Below are 22,079 nucleotides of genomic sequence, written 5' to 3'. Positions count from 1 at the left end.
GTGCTCGATCAGCTCACCGTCCGCCTGAAGCGCTTCGGCCTGCGCCTGCTTACGCGGCCACGCCTGGACCTGCCGCTGTTGCTGGCGCTGTTCCTGCTCGCCTGCGCGGGCCTGGCCACGCTGTACAGCGCGGGCGGCGGCAATTACTCGCTCGTGGGCGGTCAGGCGGCGCGCTTCGTGCTGGGCGGTGTGCTGCTGCTGGTGATTTCGCGCATCCCGCCGCCCGTGCTGCGCTCATGGACCCCGTGGCTCTATGCCGGCAGCACAGCGCTGCTGTTCGTGGTGGCTGCGCTGGGCGAGGGCAGGGGCGCGTATCGCTGGCTCGACCTGGGCTTCATGCGCTTCCAGCCGTCCGAGCTGCTGAAGCTCACCATGCCGATGATGGTGGCCTGGTACCTGCACCCGCGGCAGCTGCCGCCGGGCTGGAAGGACATCATCGTGGTCGGCCTGCTGATCGCCGTGCCGGCTGGCCTTATCGCAGAACAGCCTGATCTCGGCACCGCGCTGCTCGTGGCAGGGGCGGGCGCGTTCGCCCTGTTCCTCTCGGGCATGGCCTGGTGGCGTATCGGCCTGCTGGTAGGCGGCGCGGGCGCCGCCATCCCGGTGGCATGGCAGTTCCTGCACGAATACCAGCGCAACCGCGTGCGTACCCTGCTGGACCCGGAATCCGATCCGCTGGGCAACGGCTGGCACATCATCCAGTCGAAGATCGCGGTGGGCTCCGGCGGCGTGTTCGGCAAGGGCTGGCAGCACGGCACGCAGTCGCGCCTGGATTTCCTGCCCGAGCACACCACCGACTTCATTTTTGCCGTGTTTTCCGAAGAATTCGGCCTGGTCGGCGTTATCGCCATCATGCTGCTCTACGCCTTCATCATCGGCCGCTGCCTGTGGATCGCGATGAATGCGCGCGACACGTACTCGCGTCTCCTCGCGGGTGCGATTGGCATGAGCTTTTTCGTATACGTGGCGGTGAACGGTGGCATGGTGGCCGGCATCCTGCCCGTGGTCGGCGTGCCCATGCCGCTCGTTAGCTACGGTGGCACGTCTGCGGTGTCGTTGCTCACGGGCTTCGGCGTGCTCATGTCGATCCATGCCAACCGCAAACTCCACGATTAATGGCTGAACACGCGCATCCCGCGGCCCCGGATGCGCCACTTTTGCGTGGTACGCTTCGGGCCATGGATGATGCTCTGCCTGCGCACCGCGCACGACCCGCTCGATTCGCCCCGCGCCTTCTCGGCGTGACGCTCCTGCTCCCCCTGCTTTTCGCCGCGAATGCGCGGGCCGCCACGGAAACCCATCCGGGCCAGGCCGCCCTCGTGCGCGAAGTGGCGAAGGACACCGGCAAGAGCCCGTGGGCGCTGAACAAGCTGCTGAATGGCGCGAAGATGCAGCAAAGCATCATCGATGCGATGAACCGCCCGGCCGAAGGCAAGCCGTGGAGCGCCTACCGGCCCATCTTCCTCACCGAGGAGCGGATCCAGGCGGGCGCGGACTTTTACCGCACGCACCAGGCGCTGCTCGATGGCATCAGCCGCAAGTACGGCGTGCCGGCCGAGTACATCGTCGCGATCGTGGGCGTGGAAACCTTCTACGGCCGCAACACCGGCAAGTACAAGGTGCTCGATGCGCTCACCACGCTCGCCTTCTACTACCCCAAGCGCGCGCCGTTCTTCCGCGAACAGCTGAAGGTGCTGCTGGAGCTGCCCGCGAACCACCTGGGCGGCCCGCTGGATACGCTCACCGGTTCCTACGCGGGCGCGCAGGGCTGGGGCCAGTTCATGCCCTCGTCCATTCGCGATTGGGGCGTGGATTACGACGGCGATGGCCACATCGACATGAAGGGCTCGATGGGCGACATCTTTGCCAGCGTCGCGAACTACTTCAAAGAACACGGCTGGCAGACCGGTGGCCCCATCGCTGCCCGTGCCCAGCCCGATCGCCGCGCGCAGGCACCGGCGGTGCCGAAGGACTGGCGCCCGGTGGCGCCGGTGGAATCGTTCGTCGCCGACGGATTTGCACCGCTGCAGCACCTGGACCCGGGCCGCGATGCACAGCTCGTGCGCCTGGATGGCCCCAGCGGTGACGAGTACTGGTTCACCTTCCAGAACTTCTACGTCATCACCACCTACAACCGCAGCCCCATGTACGCCCTGGCGGTTCATCAGCTGGCGCAGGAAATCCGCGCCCGCGTGAAAGGCCCCGGCGCACGATGAGCAGGGGCACCGTGGGGGCGGTGAACCAGCACGTGGCGAGCGCCCGCCGTAGGAGCCCACCCTGTGGGCGACATCTTTCGGCAAGAGCGCGACAGGGCCTGTGGCGGTTGGGCGAACGGCGTAGCCCACAGGGTGGGCTCCTACGGGTATGCGTTCTTCTTGTGTTCGCGCTGCTTTTGACCGCGTGCGGTGGCGGCAGCCACAACACACGACCATCCTCGGGCAAGCGCAGCAGCGGCTCCGGCCGTCCCTACGACGACATCAGCCGCTCGCAGGGCTCGCGCTACGGCAGCAAGAACGACAGCGTTCCCACGGAGATGCCGGACTTCAGCAAGATCCCGGAGCCGGTGCCGAAGAACGAACCGCGCTCGCTGTACGGCAACAAATCGCCGTACTCCGTGTTGGGCCAGACCTACAACGTGCTGCCTACGCCCAAGGGCTACGTAGAGCGCGGCATCGCCTCGTTCTACGGTAACAAGTTCCACGGGTACAAAACCTCGAACCTCGAGGAATACGACATGTACCAGTTCAGCGCGGCGCACAAGACGCTGCCGCTGCCGAGCTATGCGCGCGTCACCAACCTTGAGAACGGCAAAAGCGTCATCGTCCGCATCAACGATCGCGGCCCGTTCCACGAGAACCGCATCATCGATCTGTCGTTCGCCGCGGCGGTGAAGATCGGCGTATGGCCCAGCGGTACGGGCCTGGTCGAAGTGCGCGCGATCGATCCGAACGATCCGTCGGCCACTTCCACGCCGCCTTACGTGCAGACCACGCCGAAGCCGGCGCCGGTCACGGCCCCACCGCCGCCGGTACGCTCCACGCGCACCCCGCCGGCACCTTCGGCACGTACCGCGCCAACGGCCGCAGCCGTCGCGACCGGTGCCGCGCTGGCCGCCGCCCCGCGTCCGGCGCCGACGTCCACCACCTCCACGCCGGTGGCCGTCGGCAACCCCGAGGATGCTGGTCCGGTCCCGGGCATGACCAACGCCTCCGTGGGCGATGCGTTGCCGCCCGTCGCAGGCGGGCAGGGCAGTGGCATCGTGACCTCGCGTGGTGCGGAGAGTGCGCGGCCGGCCAGCACCGGCACGCCGTCGCCGGCGGCCCTGGGTGCGGCGCGTGCACCTTCTGCCGATATCCAGGCGCCCGTCGGTACCAGCATCCCCGTCGCGAAGCCGGCCGCCGCAGCACCCTCAGGCGCCACGGCCGCCGTCGGAGCTGCCAGCAGTGCCACGCCGAACAACCCTTCGAGCCCGGCCGCCGTCCCCGGCAAACCCACCATCTACCTTCAGGTCGGCGCGTTCTCCGATGTGGCCAACGCCAACCGCGTGGCCGATCAATTGAACCGCGCGGGCCTGGGCCCGGTCAGTGTGATCGAGACCAGCCTGGGCGGCCGCAACGTGCGCCGGGTGCGCGTGGGCCCGCTGGCCGATGTGGATACCGCTGACAAAGTGACCGACCAGATCGCCGGCATGGGCCTGCCCAGGCCCTCGGTCGCGGTAGACTGAGCCCCTTTTTTCCTGTTTGTTTTTGACTGGACCGCTGAAACGATGAAGCTCTTGCCCCGTTCCCTGTTCGCTTTCGCCGCCGCCGCGCTTGTCGCCGGCGTGACCGTGGCGCAGCAGACGCCGCCGCGTCCCGCGGTGCCGCGCCCCGTGGTGCCCGAGGCCCCCGTGCCGCCGCCGCCGGAAGTGGATGGCAAGAGCTGGGTGCTGATGGACTACAACACCGGGCAGATCATCGCGTCGAAGGATCCGGATGTGCAGGTCGAGCCGGCCTCGATCACCAAGGTGATGACCGATTACGTCGTGTCGGCCGAGATCGCCAACGGCAAGATCCACATGACCGACCCGGTCACCATCAGCGAGAACGCATGGCGTGGCGGCGGTGCCAGCACCGATGGCTCCACCAGCTTCCTCAAGCTCAACAGCCAGGTCCCGCTGAAGGATCTGCTGTACGGCATGATCATCCAGTCGGGTAACGATGCCGCCATCGCCCTGGCCGAGCACACCGCGGGCAGCGAGCCGGCGTTCGCGAACCTCATGAACGCCTATGCCAAGCAGATCGGCATGGTGCATTCGAACTTCCAGAACGCCTCGGGTTACCCGATCGCCAACCACTACACCACGGCCCACGACATCGCGATCCTGTCGCGCGCGCTCATCCACGATTTCCCCGAGGATTACGCGATCTCGGCCGTGAAGGAGTTCGAGTGGAACGGCATCAAGCAGCACAACCGCAACCTGCTGCTGTGGCGCGATAACACCGTCGACGGCATCAAGACCGGCCACACCGCGGCCGCCGGCTACTGCCTGGCCGCCTCGGCCAAGCAGGGCGATGCCCGCATGATCGCGATCGTGATGGGTGCCAGCAGCGAAAAGGGCCGCGCCGATGCCGCGCTGGCGCTCATGAACTACGGCTTCCGCTTCTACGAAAGCCACAAGCTGTACGACGCCAACAAGCCGCTGGCCACGCCCAAGCTGTGGAAGGGCGCCGATAACACCCTGCCGCTGGGCGTCACCGAAAACGTGATGATCTCGGTCAAGCGCGGTGATTACGACAAGCTGAAGGCCAGCCTCGATATCCCGGGTACCCTGATCGCTCCGTTCAAGAAGGGCCAGCAGGTGGGCACGCTGCACGTCACGATGGATGGCCAGCCGGTCACCGACGTGCCGCTCGTGGCCCTGCAGGACGCGCCGGAAGGCGGTTTCTTCTCGCGCCTGTGGGACACCATCATGCTGTGGTTCCATAGCGACGACAGCGGCAAGAAGTAAGGAAGGCGCGCCATGAAAGAGATCGATTTCAGCCAGGCCAAGGCCGAAGGCAAGGGCTTCCAGTTCCCGGGCCAGTTCGAGATCACGGCCATCGGCAACGCCAACACGGGCCTCACGGCCCGTGTGCCGGAGATCCTGCACGGTATCGGCCTGGAAGTGCTCCACGAGACGGTGACCTCCAAGCTCACCCCGGCCGGCAACTACGAGTCGGTCGCGGTCAGCTTCGTCGCACCCAGCCGTGAGAAGTACATGGAGGCCCACGAGGCCCTGCGCGCCGACGCCAATATCCGTTTCACGCTGTAAGGCGTCGACACCCTTGTAGGAGCCCACCCTGTGGGCGACATCCTTTCGCCCCACGGCCCCACGGCCCCAGCTCCTGTGGCCATGTCGCGAAAACATGTCGCCCACAGGGTGGGCTCCTACGCGTAGCGGCGGGCGGGGTCGCCATCTTGTATCGTGTCGACCTCACCCGCAGATACCCCGACATCCCCGTCCTCCCCTGAAAGCACCATGACCCTCCCCCTCAACGTTCGCCGGCTGGGGCGCGTGCCCTACGAAACCTCCTGGAAGGCCATGAGCGCCTTCACCGACAACCGCACCGACGATACCGTCGACGAGCTGTGGCTGCTGGAGCATGACCCGGTGTTCACGCTGGGGCAGGCGGGGCTGGATGAACACGTGCTGTTCGCCGGGGATATCCCCGTGGTCCGCGTGGATCGCGGCGGCCAGGTCACTTACCACGGCCCGGGCCAGATCGTGGCCTACCCCATGATGAACCTGCGCCGGGTGGGGGTGAGCGTCCGCGACATGGTCTGCAAGATCGAACAGGCCATCATCGATACCCTGGGCGAGTGGAATATCGGCGCCGAACGGCGCGATGGCGCCCCCGGCGTGTATACCGCCGATGCCAAGGTGGCCGCCTTGGGCTTGCGCGTCCGCCGCGGCTGCAGCTTCCACGGGCTGGCCTTCAACGTGAACATGGACCTGGAGCCCTTCCACCGCATCAACCCCTGCGGCTACAAGGGCTTGGAGGTCACCCAGGTGGTAGACTTGGGCGGTCCGTCGCGGTTGTCAGACGTGGAAGACCAGCTGGTACAGGAATTCTGTAAGCAGTTCGGGTTCCACGAAGTCCCCTCTGAACCCGTTATCCCCGAACTCCCCGCCCGCGTTGCGGTCTGAGGTCGTAGCCAAATGAGCCAAACCGTCCCCACATCCCCCGCCCGCAGCATCCCCATCGCCGTCGTCGACAAGCCCGGCGAGAAGATGCTCGGTAACGACAAGATCGCGCTCAACCGCGCGGCTTTCGATACGGATGCGCCCACCCTGCGCAAGCCGAGCTGGATCCGCGTGCGCCTGCCGCAGGGCAACGCCGTGCAGCAGCTCAAGGCGCGCCTGCGTGAAAACTCGCTGGTCACCGTGTGCGAGGAAGCCTCGTGCCCGAACATCCACGAGTGCTTCAGCAAGGGCACGGCCACCTTCATGATCCTGGGCGAGGTGTGCACCCGCCGCTGCTCGTTCTGCGATGTGGCCCACGGCCGCCCGCTGGCGCCGGATCCGCTCGAACCGGCCCGCCTGGCCGAGACCATCCGCGACATGCGCCTGAAGTACGTGGTCATCACCTCGGTGGACCGCGACGACCTGCGCGATGGCGGTGCCGAGCACTTCGCCTCGTGCATCCGTGCCGTGCGCCACGCCAGCCCCAACATCCGCATCGAAATCCTCACCCCGGATTTCCGCGGCAAGGGCCGTATGGAGCGCGCGCTGGAGGTCCTGAAGGATTTCCCGCCGGATGTGTTCAACCACAACCTGGAAACCGTGCCGCACCTGTACCGCGAAGTGCGCCCCGGTGCCGATTACCAGTGGTCGCTCGACCTGCTCAAGCGCTTCAAGGCGCAGCACCCGGATGTCCCGACCAAGTCCGGCATCATGCTGGGCCTGGGCGAGACCATGGAGCAGGTGCTCGAAACCATGCGCGATCTACGCGCCCATGACGTCGACATGATCACCATTGGCCAGTACCTGCAGCCGACGGCCCACCACCACCCGGTGGTTCGCTACTGGACGCCGGACGAATTCGAGGCGCTGCGCGTCGCTGGTGAAGAGATGGGCTTTGGCCATGTCGCTTCCGGCCCGTTGGTGCGATCCTCCTACCATGCCGACCTGATGGCCCACGCCGCCGGCGTCGTCGAATAAACGCTTAAAGCACTTCGAGGCACTACATGACCCTTCGCCCCGTGTCGCTCGCCCTCCTGCTGGCCCTTTCCGCCACGGGGGCGTACGCCCAGAATGCCGCCCCTCAGCAGCCTGGCGCGACACCGCCGGCGAAGAGTGCCGCGCCGCAGCCGAAGGATGCGTCGGAGGCGGCCACCTCGCCCGAGCCGCAGAAGAAGGAATCCTCCCTTCCGCTGAAGCCCACCTCGGCCGAAACCCAGGCGGCGCAGCTGTCGGCGCGCTTCCTCACCCGGTTCCATTACCAGGCCCAGCCGCTCGACGACGCCATGTCGGCCAAGATCTACAAGGCCTACTTCGACGATCTCGATAGCGAGAAAGTGTTCTTCACCCAGGAGGACATGGCCAAGTTCGAACCGCTGAAGACGCAGTTCGACGATGCCATCTGGAACCAGGACCTGAGCGGCCCGTTCTCGGTGTTCAACCTGTACATCACGCGTGCCGTCGATCGCATGAACTATGCGCGCGGCCTGCTGAAGAAGGGTTTCGACTTCAACACGAACGAAACCTTCAACTTCGATCGCAAGAAAGCCGCCATCCCGAAGGACCAGGCCGAGCTCGACGAGGTGTGGCGCAAGCGCACCATGAACGACTGGCTGCGTCTCAAGCTGGCCGGCAAGAGCGATGACGATATCCGCAAGACGCTCGATAAGCGCTACGCCACGTACATCACGCGCGTGCGCCAGCTCGATGACGAGGACGCCACCCAGGCGTTCATGACCGCCTACGCGAACTCCACCGATCCGCACACCGATTACCTCGGCCCGCGTGCGGCCGATGCGTTCGATATCGCCATGCGCCTGTCGCTGGAAGGTATCGGCGCGGTGCTGCAGGCGCGCGACGACTACACCACCATCCGCGAGCTCGTGCCGGGCGGCCCCGCCGCCAAGTCGAACAAGCTGAAGCCGGGCGACCGCATCGTGGCCATCGGCCAGGGCGAAACCGGCCCCATGGTCGATGTGGTGGGCTGGCGCCAGGATGACGTGGTCAAGCTCATCCGCGGCAAGAAAGACACCACCGTGCGCATCGAAGTGCTCCCGGGCGATGCGGGCGTGGATGGCAAGCACGATATCGTGACCCTTGTGCGCAAGAAGGTCACGATGGAAGAGCAGGCCGCCAAGTCGAAGGTCATCGACGTGAAGGATGGCGATGTCACGCGCAAGATCGGCGTGATCGAACTGCCCACGTTCTACCAGGACTTTGGCGCACGCCGTAACGGCGATGCCAACTTCAAGAGCGCCACGCGCGATGTCGCCAAGCTGCTGACCGACCTGAAGGCGCAGCACGTCGAAGGCGTGATCATGGATCTGCGCAACAACGGCGGCGGCTCGCTCAACGAGGCCACCGAGCTCACCGGCCTGTTCATCGATACCGGCCCGGTCGTGCAGGTGCGCGATGCGCGTGGCCAGGTCGAAGCCCAGGGCGACGACCAGCCGGGCATGTCGTGGGATGGCCCCATGGCGGTCATGGTCAACCGTGGTTCGGCCTCGGCATCGGAGATCTTCGCTGCCGCCATCCAGGATTACGGCCGCGGCCTGATCATCGGCGAGCCGACCTTCGGCAAGGGCACCGTGCAGAACCTGGTGGACCTGGACCGCTTCGGCAAGGCGCAGACCGGCGAAGACGCGAAGTACGGCGAGCTCAAGATGACCATCGCCGAGTTCATCCGCATCAACGGCGACAGCACGCAGCTGCGCGGCGTCACGCCCGATGTGCAGTTCCCGCAGAACGGTGATGCGAAGGAGTTTGGTGAATCCACCTACGACAACGCGCTGCCGTGGCGTCATATCGATCCGGCCGATTACAAGCCGGTCGCCGATCTGAAGCCGATCGTCGGCCCGCTCAACCAGAAGCACCAGGCGCGCGTGGCCACGTCGCCGGCGTGGAAGCTGATGCTGGATGAGCTGGCGCAGTACCAGAAGCTGCGCGACAAAACCGATATCTCGCTGAACTTCGCGGCCCGCCAGGCCGAGCGCAAGCAGTTCGATGCCACGCAGGCGGATTTCCGTGCACGCCGCAAGGCGATCTTCGGCGGCGATGGCAGTGCCGATGCGTCTGACCAGGACAACGGTGATGACGGCCTGAACGCGAACGAGCGCAGCATCAAGAGCGACCTGAAGCAGGAAGCCGAGGCGAAGAAGGCCAAGGACACCCCGCTGGATGAGGCGGCGCATATCGTCAGCGACGAGGTGGCGCTCATCAAGGGTGATGCGAAGCTGGCTTCCGATGTGCTGCCGTATGGCGGGAAGAAGATCGATACACCGCCGCAGACGGCCCAGGCCGCCAAGCCGGTGCCGAGCACGCCGTAACGCTCAAAAGGCCCCGAAAGGGGCCTTTTTTCGTTGGGACCACCATCGCGACGCAGCGCCCGTGCTCGTCCCCCGTGCTCGTCCTCCATGCGCGTCCCCCGTGCTCGTCCTCCGTGCTCGTCCCCCGCGCTCGTCCTCCATGCGCGTCCCCCGTGCGCGTTCCCCGTAGGAGCCCACCCTGTGGGCGACGCTGTTCGCGATCACGTCGCAGGGCCTGCAGCGGAGTCGCGAAAAGATGTCGCCCACAGGGTGGGCTCCTACCGGGCGTGCCACCGGGTCTTCACGGTTTGGTTGATAGCCTGCCCAACGATTCTTCGCTTCGAAAAGGCAGGCATCGCATGCTCGATTTCCTTGATCACCTCGGTATCGACCACGCCACGCGGCTGGTCATCATCGCCTGGTCCATCCGTATCGGCCTTTCGCTTGTGGCGTTGGCCATCGGCTTCTGGATTGCCGCGCGTGTGGCCAATCTCGGTAAGCGTGCGCTGGAACGGGCGCGCGTGGATGACACGCTCGCGGGGTTCCTGCGTAACGCCATCTATGGCCTGCTGATCGCATTTGTGATCGTGCAGGTGATGGGGATGGCGGGTATCCCCACGGCTTCTTTTATCGCCGCACTCGGCGCTGCCGGCCTCGCGATTGGCCTGGCGTTGAACAGCTCACTGTCGAATCTTGCGTGGGGTGTTTTGCTCATCCTGTTCCGCCCGTACCGCATTGGTGATTACGTGCTGGTCGGTGGCGTGGAGGGCACGGTGGAGAGCATCAACCTGATGCATACCTACGTGATCACCCCCGATAACCGTGAGGCCGTGGTGCCGAATTCGAAGGTGGGTGGCGATGCCATCATCAACTTCAATCGCCGTGGAACGCGCCGGTTCGAGGTGAAGGTGGGCATTGCTTACACCGACGATATCGGCAAGGCCATGGATATCGTGCGTGGCCTGCTTGAAGCCGATTCGCGGATCATGAAGGACCCGGCTCCGGGCGTGTGGACCGATAGCCTGGGCGCCTCGAACGTCACGCTGGTGATCCGCGGCTGGTGCACGGTTTCCGATATGTACGGCGCGCAGACCACGCTGCTGCTGAACATCAAGGACCAGTTCGGCCAGGCGGGTATCACCATCCCCTCGTCCTCGACCGATATCCGGCTGCTGCCGGCCGAGCAACCCAAGCCAGCCACCTGACCGTTTGCCGTCCCACCCCGGATACCCCCACGTTCACCGTCACCCCTCCTGACGCCCGACTGTTCACGGTCCCACCGCCTGACGCCCGACCGACTGTCCCACCGCCTGGCACTGCACCGTGTAGGAGCCCACCCTGTGGGCGACGCTCTTCGCCATACCGCAACAGGCCCTGCGGCGCTGTCGCGAGAAGATGTCGCCCACAGGGTGGGCTCCTACAGGGGGCGACCGGCCTATGGCGGGGCCTATTCGGCAGTCGCACAACAGAAATCACCCCGAACAACCGTTTGAATCGTGGGAATCTTCTCCTGAGGGATTACAATCGACCGGTTGCGCCGCAGCACGGCGCCCGACATTCCCCCGCGGGAGGGTTCGTCCGCCCTTCAGCGTTGTTTTGAGGAGGTTCCATGGCCGACGTGAAAGAAGCCCGCGTGCCCGATATCGGTGGCAAGCCGGTGCCCATTATCGAAATCCTGGTCAAGGTCGGCGATACCGTCGAAAAGGACCAGAGCCTGCTGACCCTCGAGTCGGACAAGGCGACCATGGAAGTCCCGGCGCCGTTCGCGGGCGTCATCAAGGAGCTGAAGGTCAAGGTCGGTGACGAGGTCAACGACAACGACGTGATCGCCCTGGTGGAAGCCGCTGGCGCCGCCCCGGCCGCTCCGGCTCCGGCCCCCGCCGCCGCAGCGCCCGCCCCGGCACCCGCCGCTGCCGCCCCGGCCCCGGCTCCGGCCGCCGCCCAGGCTGCCGCGCCGTCGGCCAGCAAGGCCTCCGGCCCGGTCAACGTGAATGTCCCGGATATCGGCGGCAAGCCGGTGCCGATCATCGAGATCATGGTCAAGGTGGGCGACAAGGTCGAAAAGGACCAGAGCCTCATGACCCTGGAATCCGACAAGGCCACGATGGATATCCCGGCCCCGGCCGCGGGTGTCATCAAGGAGCTGAAGGTCAAGGTCGGCGATGAAGTGAACGATGGCGACCTGATCGCCGTGCTGGAAGGCGAGGGTGGCGAAGCCGCTCCGGCTGCCGCCCCGGCTCCGCAGGCTGCCGCTCCGGCGCCCGCACCGGCCCCGGTGGCTGCGGCCGCCCCGGCCCCGTCGAAGGCGGAAGCCCCGGTCGGCGGCGCCCCGCGCACCCCGCCGGTGTCGTTCGATGCCTCGGTGATCATGCCGGACAACGCCCCCTACGCCAGCCCGGCCGTCCGCGCGTTCGCCCGCGAGCTCGGCGTCGATGTGGCCCAGGTGAAGGGCAGCGGCCGCGGTGGCCGCATCCAGCGCGAAGACATCACCGGCTACGTCAAGAACGTGATGACCTCGGGTGGCGCCTCGGTCGCCACCGGCGGTGCTGCCGCCGGCGGTAATGGCCTCACGCTGCTGCCGTGGCCCAAGGTCGATTTCTCGAAGTTCGGCGAGATCGAAGAGAAGCCGCTTGGCCGCATCCCGAAGATCTCGGCTGCGAACCTTGCCCGTAACTGGGCGGTGATCCCGCACGTCACGCAGTTCGAAGATGCGGATATCACCGAGCTGGAAGCCTTCCGCAAGAAGCTCGGCGAAGAGAACAAGGATCTGAAGATCACCCCGCTGGTGTTCCAGATCAAGGCCGTGGTCGCGGCGCTGAAGAAGTTCCCGACCTTCAACGCCTCGCTCGATGCCGCCGGCGAAACGCTCACGCTGAAGAAGTACTTCAACGTCGGTATCGCCGTGGATACGCCAGACGGCCTCGTCGTCCCGGTCATCCGCGATGCGGACAAGAAGGGCCTGCTCGAACTCGCCGCGGAACTCGGCGAGATCTCGAAGAAGGCACGCGACAAGAAGCTCACCGCGGCCGACATGCAGGGCGGCTGCTTCTCCATCTCGTCGCTGGGCGGCATTGGTGGCACGGCGTTCACGCCGATCATCAACGCGCCGGAAGTGGCGATCCTGGGCGTCTCCAAGGCGGCGATGAAGCCGGTGTGGAACGGCAAGGAATTCGCGCCGCGCCTCATGCTGCCGCTGTCGCTGTCGTACGACCATCGCGTGATCGACGGCGCGCTGGCTGCACGCTTCGCTGTGTACCTGGCCCAGCAGCTCGGCGACATCCGTCGCCTGCTGCTCTGACGGAGGCCTGCGTCCATGGCAAACACCATTGAACTGAAGGTGCCCGATCTCGGCGGCTCGCACGATGTGCCGGTCATCGAGATCCTGGTGAAGGCCGGTGATACGGTCGAAAAGGACCAGAGCCTCATCACGCTCGAATCCGACAAGGCCACGATGGATGTGCCCGCCTCGCAGGCCGGCAAGGTCGTCGAGATCAAGGTCAAGGTCGGCGATGAAGTGAACGAAGGCGCGGTCATCCTGACGATCGAAGCCGCTGCGGGTGGCGATGCGAAGGCACCGGCGGAAGCGAAGCCGGCTGCTGCCGCGCCCGCTCCGGCGCCCGCCGCTGCCGCGCCCGCTCCGGCGCCCGCCGCTGCCGCGTCGAAGCCGGCCGGCACCACCGTGTCCGAATCGCCCGCGCATCCCGCGGCCGCTCCGGGCAAGGCCGGCCCTGCGCCAACCGCCGCTGCCGCCACCGGCCGCAAGGCCGATATCGAATGCCAGCTGGTCGTCCTCGGCTCCGGCCCGGGCGGTTACACGGCTGCCTTCCGCGGTGCGGATGTGGGCCTGGATACCGTGCTGGTCGAGCGTTACGAAACGCTCGGCGGCGTGTGCCTCAACGTCGGTTGCATCCCGTCGAAGGCGCTACTGCACGCGGCGGCCGTCATCGATGAAGCCGCGGCGATCGAAGCGCACGGCATCAGCTTCGGCAAGCCCAAGATCGACCTGGACAAGCTGCGCTCGTTCAAGGAAAAGGTGGTCGGCAAGCTCACCGGCGGCCTCGCCCAGATGGCGAAGGCGCGCAAGGTGCGCACCGTCACCGGCGTCGGCACGTTCGTATCGCCGCACGAGATGGAAGTGCAGACCGCTGATGGCGTGAAGCTCATCCGCTTCGAAAACGCGATCATCGCGGCCGGCTCGCAGTCGGTGAAGCTGCCGTCCTTCCCGTGGGATGACGAGCGCGTCATCGATTCCACCGGCGCGCTGGAACTGCGTGATGTGCCCAAGACCATGCTCGTGGTCGGCGGCGGCATCATCGGCCTGGAAATGGCCACGGTGTACGCAGGCCTCGGCACGGAAGTGACCGTAGTCGAGCTCGCCGACCAGCTCATGCCGGGTGCGGATATCGACCTGGTGAAGCCGCTGCAGCAGCGCATCGCCAAGCGTTACAAGGGCATCCACCTCAAGACCAAGGTCGTCGAGGCGAAGGCCACGAAGAAGGGCATCGAAGTCACCTTCGATGGCGAGAGCATCCCCGAGACCAAGCTGTTCGATCGCGTGCTCGTGTCGGTCGGCCGTTCGCCGAACGGCGGCAAGGTGGGCGCGGACAAGGCGGGCGTGGAAGTGACCGATCGTGGATTCATCCCGGTCGATCGCCAGATGCGCACCAACGTGCCGCACATCTTCGCCATCGGCGACCTGGTGGGCCAGCCGATGCTGGCGCACAAGGCCACGCACGAAGCGAAGGTGGCTGCCGAAGCCGCTGCGGGCCAGAAGAGCTTCTTCGATGCGCGCGTGATCCCGTCGGTGGCGTACACCGATCCGGAAATCGCATGGGTGGGCGTGACCGAGCGCGAGGCGAAGGAAAAGGGCCTCAAGATCGGCGTGGGCAAGTTCCCGTGGGCGGCCTCCGGCCGTGCTATCGGCATCGACCGCACCGAGGGCTTCACCAAGCTGCTGTTCGATGAAGAGACCCACCGCATCGTCGGCGCCGGCATTGTCGGCCCGCACGCGGGCGATCTGATCAGCGAGCTGGCGCTGGCGATCGAGATGGGTTGCGAGGCGGGCGACATCGGCCGCACCGTGCACCCGCACCCCACGCTCGGCGAATCCGTCGGCATGGCGGCCGAGGTGTACGAAGGCACGATCACCGACCTGTACATCCCGAAGAAGAAATAAAGCGATACCTACGACGCACCCGGTGGGCGGCCTGATGGCCGTTCACCGGGTGCGTTTTTTTGTGCGCGAACCGGGTGCCGTTACCCAGGATGAGGCTGACGAGGGACGGCGGCATTCAGTTCGCTCAGCGGCAACAGTCGCGAATCTTCGAGGGCGGCCGTCCGGTGCCCAAGACCAACGAGATAAGCCGCGTTGTCGGCGAAGGCGAGAAAGGATTCGACGTTCCGCTGCTTCACCAGCATGGCCACATCCCAGCGTTCATCTGCGGGCCCGATCAATAGGGGACCGCCGGTACCGACAAAGAGAAGCTCACCGCCACTCTCGCGGAGAAAGGGCAGGGTGTGTTCGATGTAGCGATCGAAGGCTTCGGCACCCGAGATGGGCGAGGCCGGGGCGAGCACTGGATGCTCCGAGTAATCCGCGATATCGCGAAAGCGCAGCAGGTTCAGCATCACGACGTTGCCGGTCAAACCGCGACCGACGAAGGCCCGGCCAGCGGCTTGGGTGGGCTCAAGGTACCGCTGGGTTGGGGCTTTCTGTGACATGGCGAAGAGCGATGGCATGGGACGTCCCGTTCCGGAGAGATAATTCACCCGGCTAAAATACACTGCATTATTGTCCGGGTAAATACCCGCGTTCCTACAGCCAAACGGCGTTCCAGTAGGGGTATTGGCCAGCACGTTCAACGATGCCTGCACGAACCGGGTTTGCAACGATGTAGCGGGCCGCGGCGCGGACATCGTCTTCTGCTCGTAATGCGCGATCGTGGAAACCCTTTTGCCATAGCGGCGATTGCCGTCCGTCTTTTCGAAACGCCTTGGCTATGCGTGATTTCAAGCGATGGATGACCTTTGAAAGGTCTTCGTCACCGACGCGCACCAGACCATGCCAGTGATCCGGCATGAGCACCCATGCCATGCATTCGGCGTCACCCCACGTCTTGCGTTCATGAATGATGCGCGCGGCCATGCGGGCGTGGAGGTAATGGCGGAACGCGGGCGAGCGGTTCCATGCCACACACGTCACGATGTAAATGCGGCCCGGCTCCGATACGCGCCCGCGTCGAAGTGCCGCCTGTCCAGGTTTGATAGTCATGCCGTAAAGGTTGCGATCGAGACGGCGCCACAACCATCAGGAAACGCAGCGCCGCCGTGTAGGAGCCCACCCTGTGGGCGACGCTGTTCGCGCCTGGGCAGCAGGACCTGCGGCGTCCGGCGAAAAGATGTCGCCCACAGGGTGGGCTCCTACCGTTGTGCGGAGATGTCGCCCACGGGGGGCGTTTCATGACCTCGGTCATATCGCACAGCAGCGTCGGTTTATGGCATGGTCGCCCGATGCCCGTACCTCAGCCAGCTCACTACCTCCGTCGTCTCGGCACCTGGGATGCCGCGATGATCGTCATCGGCGGTGTTATCGGGGCGGGTATCTTCCGTACCCCGGCCGCTGTCGCCAAAAGCACCAGCTCGGGCACGGAGGTCATCATCCTCTGGGCCGTGGGTGGCCTGCTCACCCTGGCGGGGGTGCTGTGTTACGCAGAGCTGGGCGCGCGAAGGCCGCAGGCGGGCGGTACCTATGTGTACCTGCGCGAAGCCTTCGGCCAGCTGCCGGCGTTCCTGTTCGGCTGGACCATGGCGCTGATCAACTACCCCGGCAGCGTCGCCGCAGTGGCTACCACCTTCGCCGATTACGCCACCCGCGCCGTCGGCCTCCCGCACGAGTGGGTGAAACCGGTGGCGGTGGCGGCCATCAGCTTCATCGTGGCGGTGAACCTCTTCGGCATCCGCGCCGGTGCCTGGGTGCAGAACATCTTCACCGTGCTGAAGCTCGGCGCGGTGGCCATGCTGATCGCCGTCGGCCTGTACCTGGCTCACGGCCACCTGGGCCTCGCGTTCGCGGCGGATACCACCCGTGATGTGCCGCCGGGCATGGTGATCGGCGCGCTGTTGCCGGCGATGTTCGCCTATGGCGGCTTCCACTACCTCAACGACCTGGCTGGCGAAGTCCGCGATCCGCAGCGGACCCTTCCGCGTGCGTTGGGCCTAGGCATGGCCAGCGTCGTGATCTGCTACGTGTTGATCAATATCGCCTACATGGCGGGCCTGGGCCACGCTGGCCTTGCGGCCAGCACGGCTCCCGCGGCCGACCTCATGCGCCGCGTGTTTGGCGAATCCGGTGCCACGGTCATCGCGGTCGGTATCGCCTGTTCCACCTTCGGCTATTGCAGCATTGCCATCGCTGGCGGCGCGCGCGTGCTGCAGGTGATGAGCGCCGATGGCATGTTCTTCAAACCCATCGCACGTATCGATGCGAAGACCGGCGCGCCGCAGATCGCGCTGCTGGCGCTGGGTGCGTGGGCGATCGCGCTGATTCTCTCCGGCAGCTTCGAAGCGCTGGTGGATTACACCACCGTGGGTGAATGGCTGTCGCACGCGTTCGGTATCGCGACCATCTTCTGGTACCGGCGCAAGCTGAAGTCCGAACCGTCGCCGTACCTGGTGCCGGGGTACCCTTGGGTGCCGCTCATCTTCACCACCACCGTGCTGTGCGTGATCGTGGCCACCGCCATCACCCAGCCGCAGAACGCCGGCATGAGCCTGCTGATCATCGCCCTGGGCATTCCGGTGTTCTACCTGTGGCGCAAACGCCTGAACCGGGCTGGTTAACGATCCTACAAATGCGGTTCACGTCCTGGATGAGAAGGTGTGCCGATGATGCTGACACTTGCCCTGTGGCTTGCTGGCCTGGATATGGATTTCCGCCCACCCATGGCGGATGTCGCCCACCCGACGGACCGGATTACCACCCGGGATGCCACGCTGGACCCCACGCCGCGTAGCGTGGCCGGCGGCCCCACTTACGCGGCCGTGACCTTTCATCCGGCGCCTGCCCCCGCGCTTATCGTCCAGCCGCCAGCGAGCTGGCTGGGCCATTTCCCCGGGCGCAAGAACGGCGGGCTCTGGGTGGTCATGCAAAATGGCATGCCCTGGCCGGTGACCCTTATCGTGGATGTCGCCGCGGGCGAGCAGCATCTGAAGACGACGGTGGGCTTACCGCCTGGCCCGCCGCAGGCCTTCACCATGCCGCTTACCGCGACCTCGCCGCGCGCCTATGGCATGCAGGTAGGGCCACCCATGCCCTACATGGATGGCGACCAGAGCCGGCTCGTCGCGCTGACCACCGAAGGCGCGATCGACACACAGAAAATCACCTCGATCACGTTTTCCATTCCGCAGCCCGGTGCGGCGCAGACCGTGCTGTTCGGCAAGATGTTCCTTATCGGGGATGACGGTGGCCTGGGTGGTGCCTACAAGGGCATCGTCGATCGCTTCGGCCAGTTCACCCGAGCCACGTGGCCGGAGAAGATCGATACCGATGCGGCATTGAAGAAGCGGGCGAACGCCGTGCCGAAGGCCGACAACGCCACGGGCCTCGACCCGTTCGGCGGGCGTACCGACATGCCTGCATCGCAGGCCTCGGGCTTTTTCCGTGTGCAGAAGCAGGGCGCGCGCTGGTGGCTGGTCACGCCCGAAGGCCATGCGTTTTTCTCGCTCGGCGTGAACGCCGTGAACCACATCGATGGCCGCACCTACGTGGAGGGCCGCGAGTTCATGTTCACCGCGCCGCCCGCAGCGGGCGCGCCATTCACGGGCACCGGCGATAGCCGCAGCGACAACGGCTCGCAGCGCGATAACGGTATGAACCACGGCCTGTGGTGGGATGTGTATGCGAACAACATCGCACGCACCCTGGGCAATGATTTTGAAGCGGGCTGGCGCAAGCGCACGCTCGATCGCCTGAAGGCCTGGCGCTTCAACACGCTCGGTAACTGGAGCGATCCCGCGTTCGCCGGTGACAAACGCATGGCGTACACCGTGCCCATCTTGATCAAGGGCGACTTCAACACGGTAAGCACCGGGTACGACTACTGGGGCCGCATGCCCGATCCCTTCGATCCGCGTTTCGAGAAGGCCGCGCAACAGGCTGTGGCAAACGCGACGAAGGGCAAGGCGGATGATCCCTGGCTGCTCGGCTATTTCGCCGATAACGAGCTCGCCTGGGCAGGGCAGGGCCCGCAAGGCCGCTGGGCGCTGGCGGTCGGCTCGCTGGCGCAGGGCCCACAAAGCCCCGCGAAACAGGCGTTCCTCGCATATCTGAAAAAGACCCACGGTGATGCCGCGGCGTTTGCGAAAGCGTGGGGCGTCAACGTCACCACCTGGGACCAGGTAGCAGAGCAGAACTTCAAAGCGCCTGATCCGAACGAACCGCATCCGGCCATCGCCGCCGACTACATCGCCTTCCTCAAACTCTATGCCGGGCAGTACTTCAAGACCGTCGCGCAAACGCTGAAGAAGGCCGATCCACACCACCTGTTCCTCGGCGGCCGCCTCGCAGTGCGTACGCCGGAAGTGGAGGAAATGAGCGCGCAGTACACCGATGTCACCAGCATCAACACGTACACGGATCTGCCGGAGCACGGCTTCGATGTGGCGGAGTTCAAGCGATGGGATAAGCCCGTGCTTCTGACGGAGTTCCACTTCGGCTCGAGCGACCGTGGCCCGTTTGGCAACGGCGTGGCGGCGGTGGCGAACGAGGAAGAGCGCGGCAAAGCCTACGCAAAGTTCGTGGAGGCGGCGGCCGCGTCGGGCATCGTCGTCGGCACGCACTGGTTCCAGTACGTCGATCAGCCGGTCACCGGCCGGATCCTGGATGGCGAGAACGCGCACATCGGGCTGGTCGGCATCACCGATATCCCGTTCGAAGGGTTTACGCGTGCGGTGAGCGAAACGAACGTGCGGGTCGGCGGCGGTGGGGCGGGAAACGGAGGGGCGCGCCGCTAAAACCGGGCATCCGGACAAGGCCGGGGGGCCGGAAGCAGGGCAGGCCGCAGGCGATAACGGCTAGCTGGCCGGTGGGGCGGATCAGGCGGCGGGCGCCACCATCATTCCCGTGCGGGTCTCTCCGAGCACGGAACGGCCGAACACAAAGGCCAGCGGCTCAGCCACGCCAATCAGCGCGCTGATCGCCACGTTCTGGTTTGCCGCATAACTCATGGAAAAGGCGATGCTGAAATGCGTCGCCGCGAACTTGATCTTCCGGGCCATGGCCACGTCCTCAATGGGAATGAATCTCATTATGGGGACGGCGCACGCGAAGTCCAACGCATCCTGTGCATGGATCCGATAGCTCCGGGCTATCGCGACCTGCGTAGGAGCCCACCCTGTGGGCGACGCTGTTCGCGGTGCGCCACAGGGACTGTTTTTTTTCGCGAGAAGATGTCGCCCACAGGGTGGGCTCCTACCAGGGGGCGGGAGACAGGGGGCTTAGCGGTGCGCCACAGGGATTGTTTTTTGTCGCGAGAAGATGTCGCCCACAGGGTGGGCTCCTACCGGGGGGCGGGAGACAGGGGGCTTAGCGGTGGATCGTCGTGCCGACGACCAGCGCCACCACCATCACCATGGCGACGGCCATGCAGGCACTGCTCGGCTTCACCCGGCGGGCGTCGATGCGCGGGACCATGCGCCAGATCAGGAACGCGCCCACCAGCATGTCCACCACCAGGGCGGCGCGCATCCAGGGCAATACGAAGATGGACTGGCCGGCGGCCTGGCCGTGCTGGGCGGCGATCACCAGGCCGCCGGTGAGCACCGCGAGCAGGGCCCACAGCAGGCTGGCCAGGTAGGCGCGGTTGAAAACCACCGGCGTCTTTTCCAGCCAGCGCAGCACGAAGAACGCGATGACCGCAGGGACCACGGCGGCGGCGCTGGAATAGATCACCCACCAGATGGCGGCGGAGAACAGCGTAAGCGTCGTCTGCACCGTCAGTAATCCTTGCCCGCGCGGCGCAGGGCCTTGCTCATGAGCCATGCCGGGCCGATCAGCAGGTACTGCAGGTCGGTGAAGAACGACGGCCGGCGGCCCTCGATCTTGTGGCCGATGAACTGGCCGATCCAGGCGGCCACGAACACGATTGCCGCCAGCCACGCGAGGCCAGAGGGCCCAAGCGCGTAGTAGAGAAAATCGGTGAGGAAGGCGAGCGAGATGAAGGCGCCGGCCATGGCCAGGCCGATCACCCGCGACAGGCGGTAGTAGTAGAAGCAGAACGCCAGGAACATGCCGACCACGGCCCACAGCCCCGGCTTACCGAACGCCGAGGGCACCGGGATCAGCCAGATGAAGGCGATGACCGTCCAGGTGATCGCCGGTACGCAGATCCAGTGGATCAGCCGGTTGGTGGGGTTCTGGTGATCCCGGCTGTAGTTGCCGAACCAGGTGGCCGCGTCGCGCATGGGGGCTCCGTAAAACGTCATGTCCGTGAAGCGTTACGCGCCCAGCGTAAAGCGTGGGCGGCGCAGCGCAAGAGCGGGTGCAGCACCTGGTGCCGCCCCCGTTCCTGCGGCACCGGCCTTTAGCTGACGCGGATATCGGCCAGGCGTTCCAGCGCTTCGGCGTACTTGGCGGCCGTGCGTTCGATCACGGCGTCGGGCACGGACGGCGCCGGCGGCTCCTTGTTCCAGCCGCTGTCCAGTAGGTAATCACGCACGAACTGCTTGTCGTAGCTGGGCGGGCTGATCCCCACCTCGTACGATTCGGCCGGCCAGAAGCGCGAGGAATCCGGGGTCAGCATTTCATCCATGATGTAGAGCGTGCCGTTTTCATCGGTGCCGAACTCGAACTTGGTATCGGCAATGATGATCCCGCGGGTGGCGGCGTATTCAGCGGCGAACTTGTAGATCTTCAGCGTGGCATCGCGCACGGCGTTGGCCATGTCTGCGCCCACGGCGGCTACGACCGCCCCAAAGCTCACGTTCTCGTCGTGGTCGCCCACGGCGGCCTTGGTCGAGGGCGTGAAGATCGGCTCCGGCAACTGCTGGGCCTGCTTCAGCCCCGCGGGCAGGGTGATGCCGCAGATGGCGCCGGTGGCCTGGTAGTCCTTCCAGCCCGAACCGATGATGTAGCCGCGGGCGATCGCTTCGACCGGCACCGGCTTCAGGCGCTTGGTGATGACCGCGCGCTTCGCGTACAGGGCCGGGTCCACCCCAGGCGGCAGCACGGAGGCCACGTCTTCGCCGGTCAGGTGGTTGGGAATGAGGTGTTTGGTCTTCTCGAACCAGAAGTTCGAGATCTGGCAGAGCATCTCGCCCTTGCCGGGGATCGGGTTGGGCAGCACCGAATCGAACGCCGAGAGGCGATCGGTGGCCACCATGAGCAGGCGGTTGCCGGGCAGGGCGTAGACATCGCGGACCTTGCCGCGGTGGATAAGGTCCAGGCCGGGCAGGTCGGATTGGCTCAGGGTGGTGGGCACGGCGGGCTCCAGGATCAGAAAACAGGGGACGTAGACAGAATATCTGCCCATTGTACCGGCCGAGCGCCCGACCCGCCGGTAGGAGCCCACCCT

19 protein-coding genes are annotated in these 22,079 nt (G+C 65.7%); 13 read left to right on the top strand and 6 right to left on the bottom strand.

Translation table 11 applies throughout. From position 1 onward, the window contains the following. The 11 genes from rodA to lpdA all read left to right on the top strand — a co-directional run bounded on the left by rodA (position 1) and on the right by lpdA (position 14,683). Positions 1-1,116, top strand: coding sequence for a rod shape-determining protein RodA (gene rodA / locus L2Y97_RS19240; protein ID WP_247429847.1), 1,116 nt, complete (start codon positions 1-3; stop codon positions 1,114-1,116). Positions 1,117-1,178: 62 nt separating this feature from the next. Beyond that, positions 1,179-2,216 carry a lytic murein transglycosylase B gene (gene mltB, locus L2Y97_RS19235; RefSeq protein ID WP_247429846.1) on the top strand — a complete coding sequence of 346 codons (1,038 nt, stop codon included), beginning with the start codon at positions 1,179-1,181 and terminating at the stop codon, positions 2,214-2,216. Positions 2,217-2,377: 161 nt separating this feature from the next. Then, positions 2,378-3,724, top strand: coding sequence for a septal ring lytic transglycosylase RlpA family protein (locus L2Y97_RS22575; protein ID WP_425492785.1), 1,347 nt, complete (start codon positions 2,378-2,380; stop codon positions 3,722-3,724). A 42-nt stretch (positions 3,725-3,766) separates the two neighbouring features. Beyond that, complete coding sequence (locus L2Y97_RS19220) at positions 3,767-4,990, top strand: D-alanyl-D-alanine carboxypeptidase family protein (protein WP_247429843.1); 1,224 nt, start codon at positions 3,767-3,769, stop codon at positions 4,988-4,990. Positions 4,991-5,002: 12 nt separating this feature from the next. Continuing rightward, on the top strand, positions 5,003-5,293 hold the full coding sequence (locus L2Y97_RS19215; protein WP_247429841.1) for a DUF493 family protein: 291 nt from the start codon (positions 5,003-5,005) through the stop codon (positions 5,291-5,293). Between the two features lie 207 nt (positions 5,294-5,500). Then, positions 5,501-6,169, top strand: a complete 669-nt coding sequence (gene lipB / locus L2Y97_RS19210) for a lipoyl(octanoyl) transferase LipB (RefSeq protein ID WP_247429839.1) — start codon at positions 5,501-5,503, stop codon at positions 6,167-6,169. A 12-nt stretch (positions 6,170-6,181) separates the two neighbouring features. Further along, entirely contained in the window at positions 6,182-7,183 is a 1,002-nt protein-coding gene (gene lipA / locus L2Y97_RS19205) for a lipoyl synthase (protein WP_247429837.1), read from the top strand. Positions 7,184-7,209: 26 nt separating this feature from the next. Further along, complete coding sequence (locus tag L2Y97_RS19200) at positions 7,210-9,528, top strand: carboxy terminal-processing peptidase (RefSeq protein ID WP_247429835.1); 2,319 nt, start codon at positions 7,210-7,212, stop codon at positions 9,526-9,528. A gap of 338 nt (positions 9,529-9,866) precedes the next feature. After that, positions 9,867-10,712 (top strand): mechanosensitive ion channel family protein, encoded by an 846-nt coding sequence (locus L2Y97_RS19195; protein ID WP_247429833.1) that lies wholly within the window; start codon positions 9,867-9,869, stop codon positions 10,710-10,712. Positions 10,713-11,116: 404 nt separating this feature from the next. Then, positions 11,117-12,805: a dihydrolipoyllysine-residue acetyltransferase gene (gene aceF / locus L2Y97_RS19190; protein WP_247429831.1), complete on the top strand. Its 1,689-nt coding sequence runs from the start codon at positions 11,117-11,119 to the stop codon at positions 12,803-12,805. Between the two features lie 15 nt (positions 12,806-12,820). After that, on the top strand, positions 12,821-14,683 hold the full coding sequence (gene lpdA / locus L2Y97_RS19185) for a dihydrolipoyl dehydrogenase (protein ID WP_247429829.1): 1,863 nt from the start codon (positions 12,821-12,823) through the stop codon (positions 14,681-14,683). Positions 14,684-14,763: 80 nt separating this feature from the next. Here the strand turns inward: lpdA and L2Y97_RS19180 are convergent, their stop codons facing one another. Continuing rightward, positions 14,764-15,246, bottom strand: a complete 483-nt coding sequence (locus L2Y97_RS19180) for a DUF1330 domain-containing protein (protein WP_247429827.1) — start codon at positions 15,244-15,246, stop codon at positions 14,764-14,766. Between the two features lie 76 nt (positions 15,247-15,322). Further along, positions 15,323-15,778 carry an REP-associated tyrosine transposase gene (locus tag L2Y97_RS19175; protein ID WP_247436911.1) on the bottom strand — a complete coding sequence of 152 codons (456 nt, stop codon included), beginning with the start codon at positions 15,776-15,778 and terminating at the stop codon, positions 15,323-15,325. Positions 15,779-16,017: 239 nt separating this feature from the next. On the opposite strand from L2Y97_RS19175, the gene L2Y97_RS19170 reads away from it, so the two are divergent. Both L2Y97_RS19170 and L2Y97_RS19165 read left to right on the top strand, forming a co-directional pair. Beyond that, positions 16,018-17,346 (top strand): APC family permease, encoded by a 1,329-nt coding sequence (locus L2Y97_RS19170; RefSeq protein ID WP_247429825.1) that lies wholly within the window; start codon positions 16,018-16,020, stop codon positions 17,344-17,346. A 45-nt stretch (positions 17,347-17,391) separates the two neighbouring features. Next, positions 17,392-19,521: a beta-agarase gene (locus L2Y97_RS19165; RefSeq protein WP_247429823.1), complete on the top strand. Its 2,130-nt coding sequence runs from the start codon at positions 17,392-17,394 to the stop codon at positions 19,519-19,521. Between the two features lie 81 nt (positions 19,522-19,602). On the opposite strand, the gene L2Y97_RS19160 is transcribed toward L2Y97_RS19165, so the two are convergent. The 4 genes from L2Y97_RS19160 to L2Y97_RS19145 form a co-directional block, all read right to left on the bottom strand. After that, complete coding sequence (locus L2Y97_RS19160) at positions 19,603-19,785, bottom strand: DUF2061 domain-containing protein (protein ID WP_247429822.1); 183 nt, start codon at positions 19,783-19,785, stop codon at positions 19,603-19,605. A gap of 307 nt (positions 19,786-20,092) precedes the next feature. Beyond that, a complete protein-coding gene (locus L2Y97_RS19155) occupies positions 20,093-20,500 on the bottom strand; it encodes a hypothetical protein (protein ID WP_247429820.1) in 408 nt (135 codons plus the stop codon). 2 nt (positions 20,501-20,502) lie between these two features. Then, complete coding sequence (locus L2Y97_RS19150) at positions 20,503-20,970, bottom strand: Mpo1 family 2-hydroxy fatty acid dioxygenase (protein WP_247429819.1); 468 nt, start codon at positions 20,968-20,970, stop codon at positions 20,503-20,505. A 119-nt stretch (positions 20,971-21,089) separates the two neighbouring features. Then, positions 21,090-21,986: a phosphoribosylaminoimidazolesuccinocarboxamide synthase gene (locus L2Y97_RS19145; RefSeq protein ID WP_247429817.1), complete on the bottom strand. Its 897-nt coding sequence runs from the start codon at positions 21,984-21,986 to the stop codon at positions 21,090-21,092. Between the last annotated feature and the right edge of the window lie 93 nt (positions 21,987-22,079).

The organism is Luteibacter aegosomatissinici, assembly GCF_023078495.1.
Lineage (GTDB): Bacteria > Pseudomonadota > Gammaproteobacteria > Xanthomonadales > Rhodanobacteraceae > Luteibacter > Luteibacter aegosomatissinici.
This window is presented reverse-complemented; position numbering and strand designations above follow the sequence as displayed.

Excerpts from the sequence above, each read along its gene's own strand:
- mltB (WP_247429846.1), top strand. The coding sequence starts at position 1,179 with ATGGATGATGCTCTGCCTGCGCACCGCGCACGACCCGCTCGATTCGCC.
- L2Y97_RS19220 (WP_247429843.1), top strand. The coding sequence starts at position 3,767 with ATGAAGCTCTTGCCCCGTTCCCTGTTCGCTTTCGCCGCCGCCGCGCTT.
- L2Y97_RS19215 (WP_247429841.1), top strand. The coding sequence starts at position 5,003 with ATGAAAGAGATCGATTTCAGCCAGGCCAAGGCCGAAGGCAAGGGCTTC.
- lipB (WP_247429839.1), top strand. The coding sequence starts at position 5,501 with ATGACCCTCCCCCTCAACGTTCGCCGGCTGGGGCGCGTGCCCTACGAA.
- lipA (WP_247429837.1), top strand. The coding sequence starts at position 6,182 with ATGAGCCAAACCGTCCCCACATCCCCCGCCCGCAGCATCCCCATCGCC.
- L2Y97_RS19200 (WP_247429835.1), top strand. The coding sequence starts at position 7,210 with ATGACCCTTCGCCCCGTGTCGCTCGCCCTCCTGCTGGCCCTTTCCGCC.
- L2Y97_RS19195 (WP_247429833.1), top strand. The coding sequence starts at position 9,867 with ATGCTCGATTTCCTTGATCACCTCGGTATCGACCACGCCACGCGGCTG.
- aceF (WP_247429831.1), top strand. The coding sequence starts at position 11,117 with ATGGCCGACGTGAAAGAAGCCCGCGTGCCCGATATCGGTGGCAAGCCG.
- lpdA (WP_247429829.1), top strand. The coding sequence starts at position 12,821 with ATGGCAAACACCATTGAACTGAAGGTGCCCGATCTCGGCGGCTCGCAC.
- L2Y97_RS19180 (WP_247429827.1), bottom strand. The coding sequence starts at position 15,246 with ATGCCATCGCTCTTCGCCATGTCACAGAAAGCCCCAACCCAGCGGTAC.
- L2Y97_RS19175 (WP_247436911.1), bottom strand. The coding sequence starts at position 15,778 with ATGACTATCAAACCTGGACAGGCGGCACTTCGACGCGGGCGCGTATCG.
- L2Y97_RS19170 (WP_247429825.1), top strand. The coding sequence starts at position 16,018 with ATGCCCGTACCTCAGCCAGCTCACTACCTCCGTCGTCTCGGCACCTGG.
- L2Y97_RS19165 (WP_247429823.1), top strand. The coding sequence starts at position 17,392 with ATGATGCTGACACTTGCCCTGTGGCTTGCTGGCCTGGATATGGATTTC.
- L2Y97_RS19160 (WP_247429822.1), bottom strand. The coding sequence starts at position 19,785 with ATGGCCCGGAAGATCAAGTTCGCGGCGACGCATTTCAGCATCGCCTTT.
- L2Y97_RS19150 (WP_247429819.1), bottom strand. The coding sequence starts at position 20,970 with ATGCGCGACGCGGCCACCTGGTTCGGCAACTACAGCCGGGATCACCAG.